This is a genomic window from Marinobacter sp. NFXS11, assembly GCF_040148675.1.
Classification (GTDB): domain Bacteria; phylum Pseudomonadota; class Gammaproteobacteria; order Pseudomonadales; family Oleiphilaceae; genus Marinobacter.
The window spans coordinates 380,437-400,531 of sequence record NZ_JAGDDV010000001.1; the positions used below are offsets into that span (position 1 = coordinate 380,437).

Here is a 20,095-nt window from a genome sequence, read left to right on the forward strand (position 1 = left end):
TAGCAGCTGCTGTGCCAGGTTGCGGTTCCGCGCACCCAGAGCTTCCAGGTATCTGAAATGATTGGCGTCTTTTGGGGTGATGAATGGGCGGCAGTGCAAGCTCCAGTGCCAATTTTTGCCTCAGTGCATTACAGCTGTCATGTCCGCCAGCTTGCCGACGTTACAGGTGTAATCTACTGGCTGGCACTAAAGGAGGATGCGGGGAGAAGTGTTAAGGGTATAAGCTGAATAGATATTGCAGTAGTCCTCCGACAGATGACAACCACAAGAGCCCGTCGGGTCAGGAGCTTTGCATGACCACGCAACAACTTGCCAAGCGTCAACACATCGACAACATCCTCAGTTATGTGGATGGCGTTCAGCCTGCACATTCATTTCCCGAGACGGAGCTGATCGGACGCTCGTGGACGCGTTGCCTTACGGAATACGGGCTGGATCCGAGTCGGCCACGTAGCGCACGTATCGTCACAGAGCAGACGCTTCGGGAACATCAGGATTCTGTGGATGAGTTCCTGAACGTGGCGAGGGCCGGCGTCGAACAGCTATATGGGATGATTTGTCACCTGGGGTACGTGCTCCTTCTGACGGACCATCGCGGAATTACGGTGCAGTACCTGGGCGACCGGCGGTCTGACCGACGCCTGCGACAGGCGGGACTTTATTTGGGAGCCGATTGGAGTGAGCAGTACGCTGGCACTTGCGCGGTTGGCACCTGTATCGCGGAACAGCTGCCACTGACCTGTCATCGGGTCGATCATTTTGATGCCACCCATATCAGCCTGACCTGCACATCGGCGCCCATCAGGGACCCTTCGGGCGAACTTCTGGCGGTGTTGGATATTTCCGCTCTGGACTCCCCTGAGGCGCGTTACAGTCAGACCTTCGCTCTGAACCTGACTCAACTTTACGCGCGGATGATTGAAGATGCCTATTTCCTGCGCAGGTACCGGAGTCAGGTGATTTTTCGGTGCGATAAGTCGCGGGAGTTTGTACAGGTCAACGGTCAGTATCTCTTTGCCATTGATGAGACGGGGCGCGTCGAAGCTAGCAATACAGCCGGGCGCGAGCTGATTGAGGATATGCATCTTGAGAACAGGGCGGACCAGAATCCGGACCTTACCCAGCTGTTCGAATGCCAGTTGGAAGACATCTGGAGCATTCCGTTCGATCAGGACGATCAGGTGCGGGCCTTCCGGCGCCAGGGAAGCGGGGACACATTCTTTGCTGCCCTGATTCAGCCTCGCATCGTGTCATCCAGGCCGTCTGAGGTTGAAACGCTTGCTGCCGACGATCGGGTTCCCGGGCTCGATATCCTTGCGGCTGATGACCCAGTCATGCGGCGCACGCTTGGTCTGGCCAAGCGACTTCGAAATAGGGATGTGGGTTTGCTGATTCTTGGCGAAACAGGTACCGGAAAAGAGATCCTTGCCCGCGCTATCCATGATTCGAGCAATCGGAGCGGACAGGCGTTTGTGGCGGTCAATTGTGCGGCAATTCCGGAATCGCTGATTGAGAGTGAGTTGTTTGGCTACGTTGCAGGCTCCTTTACAGGCGCGCGGAACAAGGGTATGCGAGGGCTGATTCAGCAAGCGGATGGTGGCACCTTGTTCCTCGACGAGATTGGCGATATGCCGCTGCAGCTCCAGACCCGATTACTGAGGGTTCTGGCAGAGGGCGAAATTCTTCCGATAGGCTCAGATCGACCGGTTTGCGTGAACTGCCGGGTTATCGCCGCAACCCACCAGGATCTGTCTCAGCTGATCGCGCGTGGTGAATTTCGTGCGGACCTTTACTATCGCCTCAACGGTGCTTGTTTGAAACTACCGCCGTTAAGGCAGCGGGCAGACCGACTGCATGTTATCCAGTCGGTGCTGGAAAACCTGATTGTCAGCGGAAGCCTTCCGAAGGTGCGCATACGCGCCGATGCGGTGAGCGCGCTTCTGGCCTTCGATTGGCCGGGAAATATTCGACAACTGGTCAACGCCCTGACATTTGCCGAGGCAACGTGCGATGGCGGCGAGATAACGGCTTACGATCTGCCGGAAGAATGTGTGTCCGATCGGATGCCGCCTTCAGTTGGAGACCTGGCCGGCACGGAACCGGAATCGACCCCGTTGCTGAATGCGCTTCAGGTCCATCAGTGGAACATTTCAGAGGTGGCTCGGCAGTTCGATGTTTCGCGACCAACAATTTACCGGTGGATTGGACAGCAGGGCATTATTCTGCCCCGCTTTCTCGGAAAAGGCATTGGTACGGAAAGGAAGTAGTGGAACGCGTCGTGCCAGGTGTCAGATACCCGCGTCCTTCACGTTCTCCATAACGACAAAGGTGCTGGTCTGCAGCACATGCGGCAGGGCGGAAATCTCTTCGCCCAGTACCTGCCGGTATTCCTGCATGTTGCGGGTTCGGACTTTTAACAGATAGTCGAAGTTTCCGGCAATCATGTGGCACTGTTCCACCGCCGAGACGGTCTGAACGGCTTTGTTAAAGGCGGTAAGGGCGCCGCTGCTGGTGTCGTTCAGGGTGACCTGTGCGAAGGCAATGTGGCTGAGACCAAGTTTGGTCTGGTTAACCAGGGCCGTGTAACCGGTGATATAGCCGTGCTCCTCAAGCCGGCGCATCCGCACCTGGCACGGCGTTTTGGAAAGGCCCACCCGGGACGCAAGCTCGGTTACCGTGATTCGGGAGTTCTTCTGTAGCTCGCGAATAATGGATTGGTCTATTCGATCCAATTCGGCCATGTTGTCTGTTCCAGGTTAAATTAACGGCTAAATCATATGGCAAATATAATCGAAACTCCTCTAATCCGAAACTATATGGTCTAAGTGACTTTCCGGCCTTGCGTATACTGGTAGGTTAAACAGCCCAGTAAGAACGTTTACCAAGTCCGGAGAGTTTCGATGACCGATTCCCGCGCATTACAAAAACAAACCCTGCTGGAACAGCTTGCCGATGTCCTCCAGAACCAGGCGTCCGATAACGACGACTCCCTGGAACTTCGGGAGATCGTAGCCCGGATGGTGGAGGAGTCCCGATCCTGGGATGACGACCTCCACGGCGAACTGGTCCGGAGTTTCGGCGACTCGATTGGCGGGCGCTATGCCCAGGTGTTCAGTGGCGGGTTTCCTTCAGCCTACCGGGCAAGGTTTCCGGTGTCGGAGGCACTTGCCGATATTGAGCAGATCCAGTCCATTGCCGTGAGCACCGATGTGCCCATGCGGTTCTATCAACCCCGAGATCCATCCGAAACCGGATTCCACTTCAAGCTCTACAGCGAAGGCCAGCCGGTTATCCTGTCAGATGTGATTCCGATTCTGGAGAACCTGGGTATGCGGGTTCTGGGCGAGCACCCCTACCGGGTTCGTCGGCGGGATGGCGAAAATTTCGGGGTCAGTGATTTTACCGTCGAACTCCACGACCGGTGCCGGCAAGCCGACCTGAGTACTGCAAGACCGCTGATCCAGTCGGCGTTCCGGGAAATCTGGAACGGCTTTGCAGAAAATGATGATTTCAACCAGCTGATCATGCTCTGCGGCCTGGGCTGGCGAGAAGTGGCACTGATCAGAGCCTACGCCCGTTATGTGAAGCAACTGCGATTCGGATTCAGTCAGCCGTTCATTGCAGAAACACTGGCCCGGCATCCGGATATCACGTCGCGGCTTGTGGCGTTCTTTTTCAATCGGTTCGAGCCCGGGGTGAAAGGACGCAAGTCCAGGACAGAAAGGCTTGAGGCAGAGCTGAGGGACTCGCTTGAAGCGGTGGCGAGCCTTGATGACGACCGTATTCTGCGGCGTTTCTTCATGCTCATCCGGGCAACGCTGAGAACCAACTATTTCCAGGTCCGGGAGGATGGTGGGTTTCCGTCCTATCTGTCGCTCAAGCTGGACCCGTCGTCGATTCCTGACATACCGCGCCCAAGGCCAAAGTTCGAGATTTTTGTGTACTCGCCCCGAATCGAAGGCGTGCATCTGCGTGCCGGGCCCGTGGCCCGCGGTGGCCTTCGCTGGTCCGACCGGATTGAGGATTACCGCACGGAGATTCTTGGCCTGGTGAAGGCCCAGCAGGTCAAGAACTCGGTGATCGTGCCCGCAGGCGCCAAGGGTGGCTTCGTGGTGAAGCAGCCGCCCAGGGATGGCTCTCGGGAGGCAGTTCGCGAAGAAGGGGTTGCGTGCTATCAGACCTTCATAAGGGGGCTGCTGGATATCACTGATAACCTTGATGACGGCCAGGTGGTCCCTCCTGCCAATGTCGTTCGCTATGACAGCGATGACACCTATCTGGTGGTCGCCGCCGACAAGGGCACAGCCACGTTTTCCGATATCGCCAACGCACTGGCGGCAGAGTACAGCTTCTGGCTGGGTGATGCCTTTGCCTCCGGAGGCAGTGAGGGCTACGACCATAAGAAAATGGGTATCACCGCCCGGGGCGCCTGGGAGTCGGTGAAACGGCACTTCCTGGAAAAAGGCACTGATACCCAGAGCGACGAGTTCACCGTGGTCGGTATCGGCGATATGGGTGGCGATGTGTTCGGCAACGGCATGCTGCTTTCAGACCGAATTCGCCTTATCGGAGCATTTAATCACCAGCATATTTTTGTCGACCCGGATCCGGATGCGGCGGCCTCGTTTCGCGAGCGAGAGCGACTTTTCAAATTGTCCGGTTCCTCCTGGGCCGATTACGACACCCAGCTGATCAGCGACGGGGGCGGTGTTTTCTCCCGATCCATGAAGTCTATTCCCGTGTCGTCACAGATGCGCAAGGTGTTGGGCATCAAGGCACGCAGCCTGTCGCCTGCGGATCTGATCAGCGCTTTGCTGAAAGCGCCGGTAGACATGCTGTGGAACGGTGGTATCGGGACCTACGTGAAGGCGCCTTCGGAGTCCCATGAGGATGTGGGCGACAAGACCAACGATTCACTTCGAATCGATAGTAACGAACTGCGATGCAAGGCACTGGGAGAAGGCGGGAACTTGGGTGTAACCCAGAAGGCTCGGATCGACTTCGCCCGTCGTGGCGGTTCCGTGAACAGTGATTTCATCGATAACGCCGGTGGCGTCGACTGCTCGGACCACGAGGTGAATATCAAGATCCTGCTGAATGATCTGGTGCACCGACAACTGATGTCGCTTCCCGAGCGCAACCGGATGCTCAGGGCCATGACGTCTGAGGTGGCCGAACTGGTGCTGCGCAACAATTACCGACAGGCGATGGCGTTGAGTCTTGCCCAGAACCCGGCAGTTGCCACTGCAGACCAGTACGAACGGCTGATGCGCAGGCTTGAGACAGAAGGCAAACTGGACCGCAGTCTCGAATTTCTTCCGTCCGATGAGGAATTGCAGGCTCGCCGGGAGCACGGCGGCGGCCTGACGCGCCCTGAGCTGGCGGTACTGGTTTCCTACGCAAAAATTGAACTCAAACAGGCCCTGGTTGCATCACCGATCGTCCACGACCCGCGATTCAATTCGGCGCTGCACTCGGCCTTCCCGGCCTCTCTGCTGGCGGCCTTCCCGGAAGCGGTGGGGGCACATCCCCTGCGTGCAGAAATCTCGGCCACCCAGATTGCCAACGATATGGTAAACCGCATGGGGATCACCTGGTTTGACCGGATACGCAGTGCTACCGGGGCTGATGCTGGACGGATTGCCTCGGCCTACCTGATCTCCCTGCGAATACATGACGTAGACGCCCATTGGGAGGGTATGGAATCACTGGATGGAAAAATTGACGCCGGTGTCCAGGCAGACCTGTTCGCCGATGCCATCCGACTGGTTACCCGAAGCACCAGCTGGCTTTTGCAGAACCGCCGGCAGGCGCTGGACCCGGTTTCCTGTATCGACCATTACCGGGCTCCCATGGCGGATGTGCTGGCTTCGAAAAGCCGACTTGAATCGGTGATTCCTGCAAGCCGGTGGTATGAACGCTATGCTGAATACTGTGAGCGGATGGTTCCGGAAGATCTTTCCGCTTGGTGCGCTTCCGCGGAAAGCCGCTACTGGCTGATGGACATGGTCGAGATCGCCCGTCAGCTGGACGAGGAGCTGGAGTCGGTAGCCTGGGTGTATTTCACGCTCGGTGAAAGCCTGAACCTGACCTGGTTGGACCGGCAAATGCGGGCCTTCCGGGCAAATGGCCACTGGCAGGTGTTGGCGACCATTCATTTCAGGGACGAGCTGGACCATCAGTTACGGAATCTCACGCTCAGCGTGTTTTCCGAGCCCGTAGATGGCGATGGAACGCCGGAGAAGCGGATTGAGGCGTGGCGGGGGAACAAGCGGATGTTGCTCGCCCGCTGGGAGCGGATGCTGAACGACATGCAGGCCGCCAATGATGTGGATTGTGCCGTTTTCTCGGTGGCTCATGGAGTGCTCAGAGAGCTGGCATTGAAAGCCGCATAGCAGGACTACGACAGGTAAAGTGACCGAAAATCACGTTTTTTGGAGAAAATTATTAATTTTTTGTGATGTATTAAAGACGTAACGGAACGCTTTCCTTGAATTTATAGCGAAATAGTCTTTGTCGATCTCGGTAGAATGCGGGAGAGACAAACAACTAAGAGGGTACAACTATGAGACCGCAGCAATCACAGACGCCCGAGCTTGTCGATAGCCGGCAGGCGATTCGTGATTATTATCTCGCTGACGAGCACAAGGTTATCCACGAGATGATTGCTGGTGCCCAGTTGTCCCAGGCCGAGCGCGACGCCATTTCCGCTCGTGCGGCTGAACTGGTACGCAGCGTTCGCAAGAATGCCAAGTCCACCATCATGGAAAAATTCCTGGCGGAGTATGGCCTGACGACCAAGGAAGGCGTTGCCCTCATGTGTCTGGCCGAGGCGCTGTTGAGAGTGCCTGACAACACCACCATCCACGAACTGATTGAAGACAAGATCACCTCCGGTGCCTGGGGCACCCACGTGGGCAAGGCGTCCTCTGGACTGATCAACACCGCCACCGTTGCCCTGCTGATGACCAGCAACCTGCTCAAGGATTCCGAGCGCAACACTGTGGGTGAAACCCTGCGCAAGCTGCTCAAGCGCTTTGGCGAGCCGGTTATCCGTACGGTGGCCGGTCAGGCGATGAAAGAGATGGGTCGACAGTTTGTTCTGGGTCGCGATATCGATGAAGCCCAGGATGAGGCCAAGGAATACATGGCCAAGGGTTACACCTATTCCTACGACATGCTGGGCGAAGCTGCCCGCACCGATGATGACGCCAAGCGTTATTACGACTCCTATTCCAACGCCATCGACAGCATTGCCAAGGCGAGCAAGGGCGATGTCCGCAAAAACCCGGGCATCTCGGTCAAGCTCTCCGCCTTGCTGGCCCGTTACGAGTACGGCAACAAAGAGCGGGTCATGAACGAGTTGCTGCCCAGGGCCCGCGAACTGGTTAAAAAGGCCGCGGCTGCGAACATGGGCTTCAATATCGATGCCGAGGAGCAGGATCGCCTGGATCTGTCGCTGGACGTGATTGAAGAGCTGGTAGCCGATCCCGAGCTTGCCGGCTGGGATGGCTTCGGCGTGGTCGTTCAGGCATACGGCAAACGCTCGGCGTTCGTTCTCGACTGGCTGTATGGGCTGGCCGAGAAGTACGACCGCAAGTTCATGGTGCGTTTGGTGAAAGGTGCCTACTGGGACGCGGAGATCAAGCGTGCCCAGGTTATGGGTCTGAACGGTTTCCCCGTGTTTACCCGCAAGGCCTGCAGCGACGTCTCTTTCCTGTCCTGCGCCACCAAGCTGTTGAACATGACGAACCGGATTTACCCGCAGTTCGCCACCCACAACGCGCACTCGGTATCTGCCATTCTCGAAATGGCCAAGACCAAGGGCGTGGACAATTACGAATTCCAGCGCCTCCATGGCATGGGCGAATCCCTGCACAATGAAGTTCTGAAGGTCAGTGGCGTGCCCTGTCGCATTTATGCGCCGGTTGGCCCGCATAAGGATCTGCTGGCGTATCTGGTGCGTCGTTTGTTGGAGAACGGTGCCAACAGCTCCTTCGTGAACCAGATTGTCGACAAGAGCATCACACCGGAAGAAATTGCCAAGGATCCGATTGTCAGCGTTGAAGAAATGGGCAATAACATTTCCAGCAAGGCGATCGTGCATCCGTTCAAGCTTTTTGGCGATCAGCGTCGGAACTCCAAGGGCTGGGACATTACCGACCCGGTCACCGTGACCGAGATCGAGAAAGGTCGCGGAGCCTACAAGGACTATCGCTGGAAAGGTGGTCCGCTGATTGCTGGCGAGGTGGCCGGTACAGAAGTGCAGGTGGTGCGTAACCCCGCCGATCCGGATGACCTGGTTGGCCACGTCACCCAGGCTTCCGATGCAGATTTAGACACCGCGATTACCTCAGCGGCGGCCGCGTTCGAGAGCTGGTCCGCTAAATCGGCTGAAGAGCGTGCTGCCTGTGTCCGCAAGGTGGGCGACCTGTACGAGGAGAATTACGCCGAGCTGTTCGCGCTCACTACCCGTGAAGCGGGCAAATCCCTGCTGGATGCGGTTGCTGAGATCCGTGAAGCGGTCGATTTCTCACAGTACTATGCCAACGAGGCCATTCGCTATAAAGACAGCGGCGATGCCCGCGGCGTGATGTGTTGTATTTCGCCCTGGAACTTTCCGCTGGCGATCTTCACCGGACAGATTCTGGCCAATCTGGCTGCGGGCAACACCGTGGTGGCGAAGCCGGCTGAGCAGACATCCCTGCTGGCCATCCGTGCGGTGGAACTGATGCATCAGGCGGGTATTCCGAGGGATGCCATCCAGTTGGTGCCGGGTACCGGCGCAACCGTGGGCGCGGCCCTGACCTCCGATTCGCGGGTGAGCGGCGTGTGCTTCACCGGTTCTACCGCCACGGCCCAGCGCATCAACAAGGTCATGACCGAGAACATGGCACCGGACGCGCCGCTGGTGGCAGAGACCGGCGGCCTGAACGCGATGATCGTGGATTCTACGGCATTGCCGGAGCAGGTTGTCCGTGACGTGTTGGCGTCTTCGTTCCAGAGTGCCGGTCAGCGGTGTTCAGCCCTGCGCATGCTCTATGTGCAGAAAGACATTGCCGATGGCCTTCTGGAAATGCTCTACGGTGCAATGGAAGAACTCGGCATCGGTGATCCCTGGTTGCTGTCCACGGACGTGGGCCCGGTGATCGACGAGAACGCCCGCAAGAAGATCGTGGACCATTGCGAGAAGTTCGAGCGCAACGGCAAGCTGTTGAAAAAGCTGAAGGTGCCCGAAAAAGGGCTGTTCGTTTCGCCGGCGGTTCTCAGCGTCAGTGGTATCGAGGAAATGGAAGAGGAAATCTTCGGCCCGGTACTGCATGTGGCCACGTTCGAGGCGAAGAACATCGACAAGGTGGTGGACGACATAAACGCCAAGGGCTACGGCCTGACGTTTGGTATCCACAGCCGTGTTGATCGCCGTGTCGAGCGCATCACCAGCCGGATCAAGGTTGGTAACGCCTATGTGAACCGCAACCAGATCGGTGCCATCGTGGGTTCCCAGCCATTCGGTGGTGAAGGGCTGTCTGGCACCGGTCCCAAGGCCGGTGGTCCGCAGTACGTGCGTCGTTTCCTGAAAGGTGAGACGGTCGAGCGCGAGGCGGATTCGAACGCCAGGAAGGTGGATGCCAAGCAGCTGCAGAAGCTGATCGGGCAGCTGGACAAACTGAAGGCGCCCAGGCCTGAAGCTCGTATGGACGCAATCCGGCCCATCTTTGGCAATGTTCCGGAGCCACTGGACGCTCACGTGGAAGCGCTGCCCGGGCCGACGGGTGAGACCAACCGCCTGTCCAACCATGCCCGTGGTGTGGTGCTGTGTCTGGGACCGGACAAGGAAACCGCGTTGGAGCAGGCGGGTACCGCGTTGTCACAGGGTAACAAGGTGGTGGTGATTGCACCGGGCACTCAGGATGTGGTCGATAAAGCGAACAAGGCCGGGCTGCCGATCGTTGGCGCAGAGGGGCTGTTGGAGCCGGAAGCACTGGCAACCATCGATGGCTTCGAGGCGGTAGTCAGCTGCGGCGATCAGCCCCTGCTGAAAGCCTATCGCGAGGCACTGGCCAAGCGTGATGGTGCGTTGCTACCGCTAATCACCGAGCACACGCTGGATCAGCGATTTGTGATCGAACGCCATCTCTGTGTCGACACAACCGCAGCGGGCGGTAACGCCAGCCTGATTGCCGCCTCGGAATAAGCGGCGACAATCGGTGCCAAACGCGCCCGGCGTCAGATGTTCCTGGCGCCGGGCGCGCCTGTTTTCAGCCTCTGGTTAAACAGCATTCGGCGGCCTTCGGCCTCGGCAACGTCCGAGAGGAAGAAACTCACCGATGATCCCGGCCCACGCTGGGACAGAAGACCGGAATCCAGGGCGCTCAGGCAGCCGATTTTCGGGTAGCCGCCGATGGTTTGCCGGTCTTTCATCAGAACGATCGGCTGGCCATCTTTCGGTACCTGAATAGCACCGTAGGCGATCCCTTCCGAAACAATCCCGTCCAGATCCGAATAGATGGCATCGCCCTTCAGGCGATAGCCCATGCGATCGATATTCTGGCTGATTTCGTAATCGCACGAGAAAAACTTCTCCCGCTGAACTATGGGGAAGCTCCGATACTGATAGCCGGGAATAACCCCCAGGCGCAGGTGTTGTTGATAATCGGGGATTTCCGGTTCGGGAAGAAATGCCTCAATAAACGATCCGTTTTTCTCAAACTCCAGCTTATCGCCCTTGGCCAGTTTCGCGCCCTTGCCATCGAGGCCCCCCAGGCCCTCGCGTGCCACGGTAGCGCAACTGCCCAGCTTCATGGCTGGCTTGAATCCGCCGCTGACCGCCAGGTAGGCCCTCAAGCCGCTCACGGGCGCGTTGAAGTCCAGTCTGTCACCCTTGCTGATGTGATGGGTGCGCCAGGGCGCAATGGCCTGATCGTTGATACGGGCGCCCAGATCGCCACCGGTAATGGCAATACAGGCCTCATGGTTTGCCTTCAGGCTGAACCTGCCAAAGGTGATTTCGATCTGTGGGGCATTGAGATCATTGTCCAGCAGGCGGTTCGCCCAGAAAAACGAAAACTCGTCCATGGGGCCGCCGGTGGTCACGCCCATATGCTGGTAGCCGTGGCGGCCCGCATCCTGAACAAGGGCCAGCATTCCGGGTTCGAGGACTTCAAAGCTCATCGAGATTGCCTCCCAGCTCGAGGAATTCGTCCCGGCTTATGGCGCGAAAGCGCACCTGATCGCCTACCTGCACGAGGGCCAGGGAGTCGCTGTCCCAATCCACCATTTTCTGCGGCGTGCGGCCAATGATTTGCCAACCACCCGGCGTGCAGCTCGGGTAGATTGCGGTTTGGGTGCCTGCGATACCGACGCTGCCGGTAGGAACTTTCAGCCGGGGCGTGGATTTCCGGGGAATGGCAATCCGTTCGTCGGTACTTCCCAGGTAGGCAAACCCCGGAGCGAAGCCGATGGCGTAGACCTGATAAAGCTGTTCACTGTGAATGCGAACGACCTCGTCCCGGGACAGGGCGGCATGCTCGCAGACATCCTCCAGGTCCAGACCCACTTCGGGATCATAATAGACGGGCAGCTCGACGATGCGGGCAGAATCGTCCCCGGTGGAATCATCATCCTCAGAGTCGATCGCTGCGCGTACCCTGCGGGCGATGGCAAACCGGTCAGCCTGCTCCAGATCCCAGGTCACCAGAATTGAGGTGTATGAGGGGACCAGGTCGACGATGAGGTCGGACATGTCGCGCCGCAGCCGGTCGGTCGCCCGCTTGACCAGGCCCGCGGATTCCGCTCCGATCTGGTCGCCAAAATACACCATGCAGGTGTTTTCGTTGACCGATTCGATCCTCATAGCGCTTCTACAACCTCACGCATGTGCCGCGCAGCATCGACGGCATGGTAGCTGTCACCGTGAATACAGATAGTGTCGGCTTTTATCGGAATGCGTTTGCCCGAGATTGAGGTGACGGTTCCTTCGCGGATAATCTGGGTGACCTGCGCCTCAATGGCGTCGGTGGTCTCGTGGACGGCACCGCGAACCGACCGTTTTACCAGTCTGCCCTCGTCGCTGTAGGCGCGATCAGAGAATGCCTCGAACCAGACCTCAATCCCGTACTCGTCTGCCCGATCCTTGACCTGTTGCCAGTCCGGCGTCGCCATGACCACAAGTGGGCATTGCGGTGCATAGGAGCGCACGGCGGACATCACTACCGACAAGGTGGTGTTGTCCACCATCATCCGGTTATACAGGGCGCCGTGGGGCTTTACGTAGGAGATGGAGGTGCCATGTACCTGGCAGATGCCGTTCAGCGCCGCCATCTGGTACACCAGAATAGCCTTGAGCTCATCCGGGCGGCAGTCCATGTCCCGGCGGCCAAAACCCAGAAGGTCCGGATAGCCCGGGTGGGCGCCAATGGTAACGTTCTGGGCCAGTGCCAACTTGACCGTGTGGTCCATGGTCAGCGGGTCGGATGCATGAAACCCGCAGGCAATACTGGCCATATCAATGTAGGGCATGACTTCGGCGTCCATACCCTTGGTCCAGGTGCCGAAGCTTTCACCCATATCGCAGTTGAGTTTCATTGTGTACCTCCGAAAAACGTTGTGTCCTGCATTATCCCTGGCTCATGGTCTGGGGCAGGTAGGTGACAATCTCCGGGAACCAGCCGATCAGGAAAAGTGCTGCCATGATCAGCAGGAAGAACGGTAGGGCTGCCCGGGCCACATAGAGTATGTCCTTGCCGGTCAGGGCCTGGATGACGAACAGGTTGAAGCCAACCGGGGGCGTAATCTGTGCCATTTCAACCACCAGTACAATAAAGATTCCGAACCAGAGCAAATCAATGCCGGCCTCTTGAACCATTGGCATTACAACGGCAACAGTCAGAACTACAACTGAAATTCCGTCGAGAAAACAGCCGAGAAGGACGAACAGCACTGTCAGGCCTATCAGCAGCTCGAACGGTGACAGGGACATGCTGCCGATCCAGGCAGCCAGTTCCCTTGGAATGCCGAGGAAGCCCATGGCCAGGGTCAGAAAGTGGGCACCGACCAGAATCAGACCGATCATGCAGGAGCTTTTCACTGCTCCCAGGAGACTGTCACGGAAACTCTGCACGCTCAGGGAGCCGGTTGCTGCCGCGATGATAAGGGCTCCAAACACGCCCAGGGCGGCTGCCTCTGTCGGGGTAGCGAAGCCGGTATAGATAGAACCCAGAACGAAAATGATCAGGCCAACGATCGGAAGCAGCATCTTCAGCGCCTTGATCTTGACCGAGAGCGTCAGGTTTTCCTTCTTGGTGTTCGGTAGCTGGTCCTTGTTGAGCTTGGCCCAGATCATGGTGTAACCCATAAACATGGCAACCAGCATCAGGCCGGGCAGAGCACCAGCAATAAACAGACGGCCAATGGAAACCTCTGCGGCCACGCCATATACAATCAGAATGATGGACGGTGGAATCAGCAGCCCAAGCGTGCCGGAGCCGGCCAGGGTGCCCACCGCCATCTTGTCGCTGTAACCCTGGGCCTTCAGTTCCGGCAAGGTCATTCGCCCAATGGTGGCGGCAGTGGCAGCGGATGAGCCGGAAACCGCCGCGAAAATCCCGCAGCTCAGAATGTTTACATGGAGGAGCTTGCCGGGCAGCCCCCCCATCCAGGGCGCGAGGCCCTTGAAAAGGTCTTCGGAGAGTCGGGTCCGGAACAGAACCTCTCCCATCCAGATGAACATGGGCAGGGCCGTCAGGGACCAACTGGTGCTGGCGCCCCAACTCGATGTGGCGAACAACAGGCCGATCTGATCGTTGCCAGAGAGCAGCAGGCCCAGGACGCCGATGCCAACCAGCGTCAGAGACACCCACACGCCCACCGCGAGCATCAGGATCATCGACACTGCCAGTACAATGGAGAGAAACGCGATATCCATTACACGTCCTCCAGGTTCAGCTCGTCTTCATGCTGCTGATAGGAGGGTGTGCGCTTGCGAATCACGGCGACCAGATCGTCAAGAATGGCAATGTTGAGTGCCGTCATCCCGAGCGCAACCGGAACCTGCGGGATCCAGATGGGAACGGGAATATAGCCGTGGGAGACCTCTTCGAAAATGTAGGATTCCCAGACCATGTGCCAGCAATAGAATGTCATATAGCAGGCGAGTGCGAACCCGAAAATAAGTACGACAAGCTCCTGCCAGAATCTTGGCCGTGCCGACCACTTCTGGATCACCAGGGTGACCCGGATATGGCCGCCGTTATGAAAGGTGTAGGCAAGACCGAAAAAGGTGGAGGCTGCAAGCGCCCAGCCGGACACGTCTTCCGCTGATGGAATGATAAAGCCGAACAGGCGGCCGACGATCTGCGCCAGGATGACGACCATGATCAGGGCGATGCAGAAACCAGCAGCGTAGCCGGATGCCAGATAAAACTTCTCTCGGAGAGAGTTCATAACGGATGCCTCCCGGAACAGCCTCCCGAACTCTCGGGAGGCTTCCGTTGATTGAACTTTTAGCGGTAGTTGGAGAGGATAGCGCCCACTTCTTCCGGTGCTTCCTGCTCCCACTCTTTCACCATGATGTCGCCGATCTTCTGGAGTTCGGCCATCAGTTCATCAGATGGTTCGGAGACCGTGATTCCATTTTCCGCCAGGGTGGCGGTGTCTTCTGCGGCGGTCTTGCGAACGCCTTCCCAGCCTTTGGCCTCGGCAGCGGCGGCCGCATCCAGGATCACCTGGCGCTGTTCATCGCCCAGGCGAAGGAAAGCACGCTTGTTGACGACCACAACGTTCTTGGGAATCCAGGCCTTGATGTCGGTGTAATGGGAAAGGTAATCCCAGGCTTGTCCGTTGGCGCCCGTTGACGGCGAGGTGATCATGGCGTCGATGATGCCGGTGCTGAACGCCTGCGGAATTTCGGGTACCTGAACGGTTGTCGGGGTGGTGTTCATCAGGTCAGCCAGACGCGATGTGGAAGGACTGTAAGCCCGCATTTTCAGGCCTTCGAGATCTTCCAGGGTGTTAACCGGCGCCTTGGTATACAAGCTTTGGGCGGGCCAGGGCACAGTGTAAAGCAGGATCATACCTTCCTTGTCCAACTGCTTTTCGATTTGCGGCTTGGCGGCTTCCCAGAGTCTTTTGGCATCTTCGAAGCTGGTTGCCAGGAACGGAATATTGTCGTGTTTGAACACCGGATGGGTGTTGCCCATGATGCCTATGAAGATTTCACCCAGCTGCACCTGACCGGTTCTTACTGCCCGGGGAATTTCCGGGTGCTTGACCAGGGAGGCACCGGAATGAACGGTGATGGTGAGGTCACCATCGGTGCCGTTTTTGATGTCCTCGGCAAAACCGTAGGCGATCTGGGTGGGCAGGTTGGCGTCGCCGTAGGGCGTTGGCATGTGCCATTGATCGGCCTGAACGGATGAAGTCAGCAGCGCCCCGGTAACCAGGGTGGCTGTGGCGAGTTTTTTGAACATAACGAATCTCCCGTGTTTCTGTTTTTTTATCGTTTAAAAGGAACTGGGGCTTCAGAGTACCGCCAGTTCTTCATTCAGCCGCTCGGTAAGCAGCATTTTTCCCGGTACATGGGTTATTGCGAAAGGCAGGCGCGCGTTCTCAAGGGCCAGTTGCGGGGTAACCCCGCAGGCCCAGAACAGCGGAAGCTCGCCCGGCCTGATCGTTACCGGATCTCCAAAATCAGGCTGGTTAACGTCCTGGATGCCAATGAGCGCCGGATCGCCGATATGAACCGGTGCACCGTGGGCCTTTGGCAGGCGGGTCGTAATCTGTATCGCGCGGATTGCATCCGCACCGTTGAACGGGCGCATGGAAACCACCATGTTGCCACTGAACGGGCCGGCGGGCCGGGTAGCGATGTTCGAGCGGAACATCGAAACGTTCCGTCCCTCGTCCACGTTCCGCACCGAGAGGCCGGCCCTGATCAAGGCATCCTCAAACGAGAATGAACAGCCCAGGACAAAGGTCACCAGGTCGTCCCGCCAGAGGCTTTTGAGGTCTGTGGCTGTCTCTGCTCGCTCGCCATTCCGGAATACCTGGTATTCAGGCACATCGGTCCGGATATCCAGATCGTGTCCAAGGTCGGGAAGGGCCGGGTCCCCGGGTTGGGACATGCCGATCAGGGGACAGGAAACCGGGTTATTCTGACAGTATAGGAGAAAATCACCGGCCCATTCGGACGGCAGGATGACCACGTTCCCCTGCAAGAGGCTGTTGGCCAGGCCACTTGTGGGCGCTGTGTGGGCGCCCGAACGAATGCGAGCGCGTAATTCTGAGGCCTGATCAAGCAGGTTGTTCTTGAAATCGGAATACGCACCGGTGTGCATGACGGTAACCCCTGATTGAAATTGTTTTTTACAACTAAATTTCAGGGTATACCGGCTGGTGAAAAAGTCTAATTATCGTTTTTTAGGTCTGGCGATAAGTTTTCGTGATGTGTTGTCCGGTCGTATTCGTCAGAAACCATTACGCCAAGGTTTGCTGCGAGTTCGGCAATCGGGTTGAAAGGGGCACCGGAATAAGACGCGGTGAAGGCGAGCTCGGAGGGCGTCCACGAGGTATTAAGCTGGACCAGACGACCGTTTTCCAGTTCATGCTTGATCACGCTCAGTGGAAGCGTGGAGATACCAATGCCATCCAGGGTCAATTGCCGGCAGGCTGCCAGCGAGCTTGAGGAATAGAAGCGCGCAGGGAGTTCATCCATCTCGCTGAATTTCTGGCTGATTTCAGCAAAGGGTTTGGTGTTTCTGGCATAAGTAATGATGGGCCATTCGGCCAGCTCCTTGAGAGCCAGGAGTCGATCCGGCAGGTTGAGCTCGGGGCTGGCCACCCAGATCAGCGGGAAACTGCAAAGCGCGCGGTTTTCAATTTTCGGCTCAGATACGGGCCCCATCAGGAAGGCCAGATCGAGGCTCCGGTCCAGCAAACCGGATCGGAGGTTGCCGGAGACATCAACGGTAATTTCCACATCCAGATTGGGGGCTGTTTCGTGCAGTTCCCGGAAAAAACGCGGCAGCCAGGAGTGCACAATAGTCTCGGAAACCCCGAGCCTGAGAATGCCGGAGAGCGAGGCCCCCCGGTCTGCGCGCTTGCGTAGCTGCTGGGCCATGAAGACAATTTTCTCGGCATAGGGCAGTAGCTCCTGCCCCTTGCTCGTAAGCTTGCTGTGCCCGGATTCCCGCTCGAACAGTCTGACGCCAAGCTCGTCTTCAAGCGCGGCAATTCGGTTTGAAATGGCGGGCTGGGTGGTGTGCTGGTGCTCGGCAGCCTTGCGAAAGCTGCCGAGCGTCGCAACCCAGATGAAGGTCTCCAGACGCTTGAAATTCATCGGTTATCGGACCTCTGAGGGGCCTACAGCGCGGCGTAGCGCTCGTGAAGGATGCCAACCCTTTCGACATAGGCTTTTGTTTCGGCGTAGGGTGGCACACCCTGGTATCGACTGACGGCGCCGGGCCCCGCGTTGTAGGCGGCGGTAGCCAGCCGGATGTCGCCATTGAACCGGTCGAGCATCTTGGCCAGATAATGGACGCCGCCACGGATGTTCTCGGCAGCCGCCAACGCGTTCCGTACACCGAGTTCTTCAGCCGTGCCGGGCATCAGTTGCATCAGCCCCTGGGCTCCCACCGGGGAGAGGGCTTTTTCGTTGAATGCCGATTCGGCGTGAATCACAGCGCGGACCAGCGCGGGATCAACCCCGAACTCCTGTGCCGCGGTCTGGATTTCGGAATTGAAGGGTTTGGTGAACAGCGGCGTTTTGCGCCAATCGACGCTGGACTCGGGGTCGCAGGCGTAGCAGTGGAAACGAATAACGTCGAACTCGGCAGCCGCCGGCTGCAAACTGCTGTAGGCAACCACGCCATTGTTATCGGTGTAGCGGTAGACGGTGTCGTTGCCGCTGGAGGCCCTGGGTTGGCTGGCACTCTTCACGTTGGTGAATTCGACGGTGCCATCCGGATGCACGATACGCTTGATGCCGTCTGCCAGCGCGGATGCGGACAGAACAAGCAGGAGTGCTGCGATGGATGGGATCATAAGTGATCTGCCGATGGTCATTACTCACTCGCGAAAGATGCCGTCAGTGGCCGGCTTCAGGTTTTGTCTAAAAACCGCCGTTGCACGAATTATACGGGCTTGCGGGGCGGAATAAAGCGCGTGCTCTGTCGTAAAAATGTTACGTTCTGCTTTTAATGCCGGCCAGTTCACATTCTCCACTGAGGTCAGACAGAAGCATCATGGTTACCCCGACCGACACAGGCAACCTCGTTCTCATCGGTATGCCCGGCAGCGGCAAGAGCACCGTGGGTGTGCTGCTGGCCAAGCGCCTTGGCCTCGGGTTTGTCGATACCGATTTGCTCATCCAGGAAGAAGCCGGTCGCACTCTCCAGGCAATTGTAGACCACGACGGCTACGAAGCCCTGCGGCGAATTGAAGAACAGGTGCTTCTCAAGCTGGATGTCCGGCACAAGGTTATCAGCACGGGAGGCAGCGCCGTTTACAGTGCCCGCGCTATGGAACACCTCAAGACCAACGGTACTGTTGTGTTTCTTGATATCCCGCTTGAGCTCGTCATTGAGCGAATTGGCGATCACAGCATGCGGGGCATTTCCCGGAGGCCGGATCAGTCTCTCACCGAGCTGTTTACGGAACGGTTCCAGTTGTATTCCCGCTGGGCGGATATCTCCGTTCAGGGAGAGGGCTGCAATCAGGAACAGGTCACTGACGCAGTCATTGCAAACCTGCCTGTGCCGCCGGAACCGGTAAAGAACACCCTGTAACCAGTAGTCCGTCCCCTACACCCGCCCTACCCAAGCCTTAGTCAATTATAGGTCTGGCACCAATTGTTACCTTGCCCTTTTCGATAGGACCATGACCCCGTCGAAATGGGGAGCCACTCGTGCCAAACAATCAACCTTTTCCCGAACACATGCTGATCGCGGTCACTGCTGCCCCGGCGCTTCTGGCAGCGGTTTTCGCTGCATTTCTGATGCCCATCGCTACTGGCCTGGTTGTCGCCGGTCTGCTGGTGTCACTGTCTGTCATATCCGCGCTCTGGGTCCGAAGTCTGGTTCGTCGTCGCATCAGTGCTCTGAGTGCCTTACAGGATGAGCAGTTCAGGACGCTGTCCCGATTACAGTCTCCCTTTCAGGACGCCCAGCAACAGATGGGGAAAGAATTATTGCCGGTCTGGGACCAGCAGATTGAAACGGCCCGGGTCCAGACGGAAAGCGCCATCACTGATCTCACAGGGTGTTTCAGCAACCTTGCCCGGGAACTGCATGGTGCCACCACCATGGCGTCCGAAGTGGCAAGTTCCCTGGAAGGTGGTATCGACAGCAGTTTTGGCCGAGCCGATTCCGAGCTCCACTCTGTGGTTAACACGCTTCGCGGCGCCCTTGAGGACCGTGACGGATTGCTACACCAGATCAATGGCCTGGATACCTTTGTGGACGAACTGGACAGCATGGCTCAGGACGTTGCCAAGATTGCGGGCCAGACCAATCTCCTGGCCCTGAATGCGGCCATTGAAGCTGCCCGGGCTGGAGAACACGGTCGCGGATTCGCCGTTGTCGCCGATGAAGTTCGCAAACTGTCCCGTCTTTCTGCCGACACCGGTGAGCGGATCAGCACCAAGGTTGGATACATCGGTGACTCCATACGCGCGGCTGTGAGCGCTGCGCAGGAGTCCAGTGGCAGGGATGGGGCATCGATCCGGTCTTCCGAGGAAACCATTGAGGGCGTGCTCGCCGATTTTCAGGGGCTGGGAGCCCGACTTCTGCACTCCGCGGAATCCCTACGCATTACCAATATTGGTATTCAGTCAGAGGTCGAGAGCGCCCTGGTTCAGCTCCAGTTTCAGGATCGTACCAGTCAGATGCTGACCCACGTTCGCGCCAGTATCTCGCATGCAGGGGAAAAGATGGTTTTCGGCGACGCCGTGGATGTCGGTGCCCTGATGAAAGAGATGGAGGCGTCCTACGCCATGGCTGAAGAGCGGCATAACCACAGCCGGAAGAAGGGAGCCCAAACGGTCGCCACCGGTGAAATCACCTTTTTTTGAATGCATGAGGAGCCGGCCCGTCGGCCGGAG

15 protein-coding genes are annotated in these 20,095 nt (G+C 57.8%); 5 read left to right on the forward strand and 10 right to left on the reverse strand.

What is annotated here, in order from left to right:
* Positions 1–293: 293 nt before the first annotated feature.
* Positions 294–2,267, forward strand: coding sequence for a sigma-54-dependent Fis family transcriptional regulator (locus tag J3362_RS01905; protein WP_349517870.1), 1,974 nt, complete (start codon positions 294–296; stop codon positions 2,265–2,267).
* A 21-nt stretch (positions 2,268–2,288) separates the two neighbouring features.
* Here the strand turns inward: J3362_RS01905 and J3362_RS01910 are convergent, their stop codons facing one another.
* Positions 2,289–2,741 (reverse strand): Lrp/AsnC ligand binding domain-containing protein, encoded by a 453-nt coding sequence (locus tag J3362_RS01910; RefSeq protein WP_349517871.1) that lies wholly within the window; start codon positions 2,739–2,741, stop codon positions 2,289–2,291.
* Positions 2,742–2,900: 159 nt separating this feature from the next.
* Here J3362_RS01910 and J3362_RS01915 point away from each other — a divergent pair, with 159 nt between their 5' ends.
* Together J3362_RS01915 and putA are read left to right on the forward strand one after the other, a co-directional pair.
* Positions 2,901–6,395: an NAD-glutamate dehydrogenase gene (locus tag J3362_RS01915; protein WP_349517872.1), complete on the forward strand. Its 3,495-nt coding sequence runs from the start codon at positions 2,901–2,903 to the stop codon at positions 6,393–6,395.
* Positions 6,396–6,565: 170 nt separating this feature from the next.
* Positions 6,566–10,195: a bifunctional proline dehydrogenase/L-glutamate gamma-semialdehyde dehydrogenase PutA gene (putA, locus tag J3362_RS01920; RefSeq protein ID WP_349517873.1), complete on the forward strand. Its 3,630-nt coding sequence runs from the start codon at positions 6,566–6,568 to the stop codon at positions 10,193–10,195.
* Positions 10,196–10,227: 32 nt separating this feature from the next.
* On the opposite strand, the gene J3362_RS01925 is transcribed toward putA, so the two are convergent.
* From J3362_RS01925 to J3362_RS01965, 9 genes are all read right to left on the reverse strand, one after another.
* Entirely contained in the window at positions 10,228–11,172 is a 945-nt protein-coding gene (locus J3362_RS01925; RefSeq protein WP_349517874.1) for a 5-oxoprolinase subunit C family protein, read from the reverse strand.
* Positions 11,162–11,854, reverse strand: coding sequence for a 5-oxoprolinase subunit PxpB (pxpB, locus tag J3362_RS01930; RefSeq protein WP_349517875.1), 693 nt, complete (start codon positions 11,852–11,854; stop codon positions 11,162–11,164). Before pxpB ends, J3362_RS01925 begins: the two co-directional genes overlap by 11 nt.
* On the reverse strand, positions 11,851–12,585 hold the full coding sequence (locus J3362_RS01935; protein WP_349517876.1) for a 5-oxoprolinase subunit PxpA: 735 nt from the start codon (positions 12,583–12,585) through the stop codon (positions 11,851–11,853). Before J3362_RS01935 ends, pxpB begins: the two co-directional genes overlap by 4 nt.
* A gap of 31 nt (positions 12,586–12,616) precedes the next feature.
* A complete protein-coding gene (locus J3362_RS01940) occupies positions 12,617–13,924 on the reverse strand; it encodes a TRAP transporter large permease (RefSeq protein ID WP_349517877.1) in 1,308 nt (435 codons plus the stop codon).
* A complete protein-coding gene (locus J3362_RS01945) occupies positions 13,924–14,442 on the reverse strand; it encodes a TRAP transporter small permease (protein WP_014577955.1) in 519 nt (172 codons plus the stop codon). The genes J3362_RS01940 and J3362_RS01945 overlap by 1 nt, the downstream gene beginning before the upstream one ends.
* Before the next feature lie 59 nt (positions 14,443–14,501).
* Positions 14,502–15,467, reverse strand: a complete 966-nt coding sequence (locus J3362_RS01950) for a TRAP transporter substrate-binding protein (RefSeq protein ID WP_349517878.1) — start codon at positions 15,465–15,467, stop codon at positions 14,502–14,504.
* A 51-nt stretch (positions 15,468–15,518) separates the two neighbouring features.
* Entirely contained in the window at positions 15,519–16,334 is an 816-nt protein-coding gene (locus J3362_RS01955) for a putative hydro-lyase (protein ID WP_349517879.1), read from the reverse strand.
* Positions 16,335–16,402: 68 nt separating this feature from the next.
* Positions 16,403–17,335 (reverse strand): LysR family transcriptional regulator, encoded by a 933-nt coding sequence (locus J3362_RS01960; protein WP_349517880.1) that lies wholly within the window; start codon positions 17,333–17,335, stop codon positions 16,403–16,405.
* A 23-nt stretch (positions 17,336–17,358) separates the two neighbouring features.
* Entirely contained in the window at positions 17,359–18,039 is a 681-nt protein-coding gene (locus J3362_RS01965; protein ID WP_502882399.1) for a lytic transglycosylase domain-containing protein, read from the reverse strand.
* Positions 18,040–18,239: 200 nt separating this feature from the next.
* On the opposite strand from J3362_RS01965, the gene J3362_RS01970 reads away from it, so the two are divergent.
* Complete coding sequence (locus J3362_RS01970; RefSeq protein ID WP_349517882.1) at positions 18,240–18,782, forward strand: shikimate kinase; 543 nt, start codon at positions 18,240–18,242, stop codon at positions 18,780–18,782.
* 515 nt (positions 18,783–19,297) lie between these two features.
* Complete coding sequence (locus J3362_RS01975; RefSeq protein WP_502882414.1) at positions 19,298–20,065, forward strand: methyl-accepting chemotaxis protein; 768 nt, start codon at positions 19,298–19,300, stop codon at positions 20,063–20,065.
* Positions 20,066–20,095: the final 30 nt, after the last annotated feature.

Bases quoted from the DNA above. Each gene is read 5' to 3' on its own strand.
- J3362_RS01905 (WP_349517870.1), top strand. From the start codon at position 294: ATGACCACGCAACAACTTGCCAAGCGTCAACACATCGACAACATCCTC.
- J3362_RS01910 (WP_349517871.1), bottom strand. From the start codon at position 2,741: ATGGCCGAATTGGATCGAATAGACCAATCCATTATTCGCGAGCTACAG.
- J3362_RS01915 (WP_349517872.1), top strand. From the start codon at position 2,901: ATGACCGATTCCCGCGCATTACAAAAACAAACCCTGCTGGAACAGCTT.
- putA (WP_349517873.1), top strand. From the start codon at position 6,566: ATGAGACCGCAGCAATCACAGACGCCCGAGCTTGTCGATAGCCGGCAG.
- J3362_RS01925 (WP_349517874.1), bottom strand. From the start codon at position 11,172: ATGAGCTTTGAAGTCCTCGAACCCGGAATGCTGGCCCTTGTTCAGGAT.
- pxpB (WP_349517875.1), bottom strand. From the start codon at position 11,854: ATGAGGATCGAATCGGTCAACGAAAACACCTGCATGGTGTATTTTGGC.
- J3362_RS01935 (WP_349517876.1), bottom strand. From the start codon at position 12,585: ATGAAACTCAACTGCGATATGGGTGAAAGCTTCGGCACCTGGACCAAG.
- J3362_RS01940 (WP_349517877.1), bottom strand. From the start codon at position 13,924: ATGGATATCGCGTTTCTCTCCATTGTACTGGCAGTGTCGATGATCCTG.
- J3362_RS01945 (WP_014577955.1), bottom strand. From the start codon at position 14,442: ATGAACTCTCTCCGAGAGAAGTTTTATCTGGCATCCGGCTACGCTGCT.
- J3362_RS01950 (WP_349517878.1), bottom strand. From the start codon at position 15,467: ATGTTCAAAAAACTCGCCACAGCCACCCTGGTTACCGGGGCGCTGCTG.
- J3362_RS01955 (WP_349517879.1), bottom strand. From the start codon at position 16,334: ATGCACACCGGTGCGTATTCCGATTTCAAGAACAACCTGCTTGATCAG.
- J3362_RS01960 (WP_349517880.1), bottom strand. From the start codon at position 17,335: ATGAATTTCAAGCGTCTGGAGACCTTCATCTGGGTTGCGACGCTCGGC.
- J3362_RS01965 (WP_502882399.1), bottom strand. From the start codon at position 18,039: ATGATCCCATCCATCGCAGCACTCCTGCTTGTTCTGTCCGCATCCGCG.
- J3362_RS01970 (WP_349517882.1), top strand. From the start codon at position 18,240: ATGGTTACCCCGACCGACACAGGCAACCTCGTTCTCATCGGTATGCCC.
- J3362_RS01975 (WP_502882414.1), top strand. From the start codon at position 19,298: ATGGCGTCCGAAGTGGCAAGTTCCCTGGAAGGTGGTATCGACAGCAGT.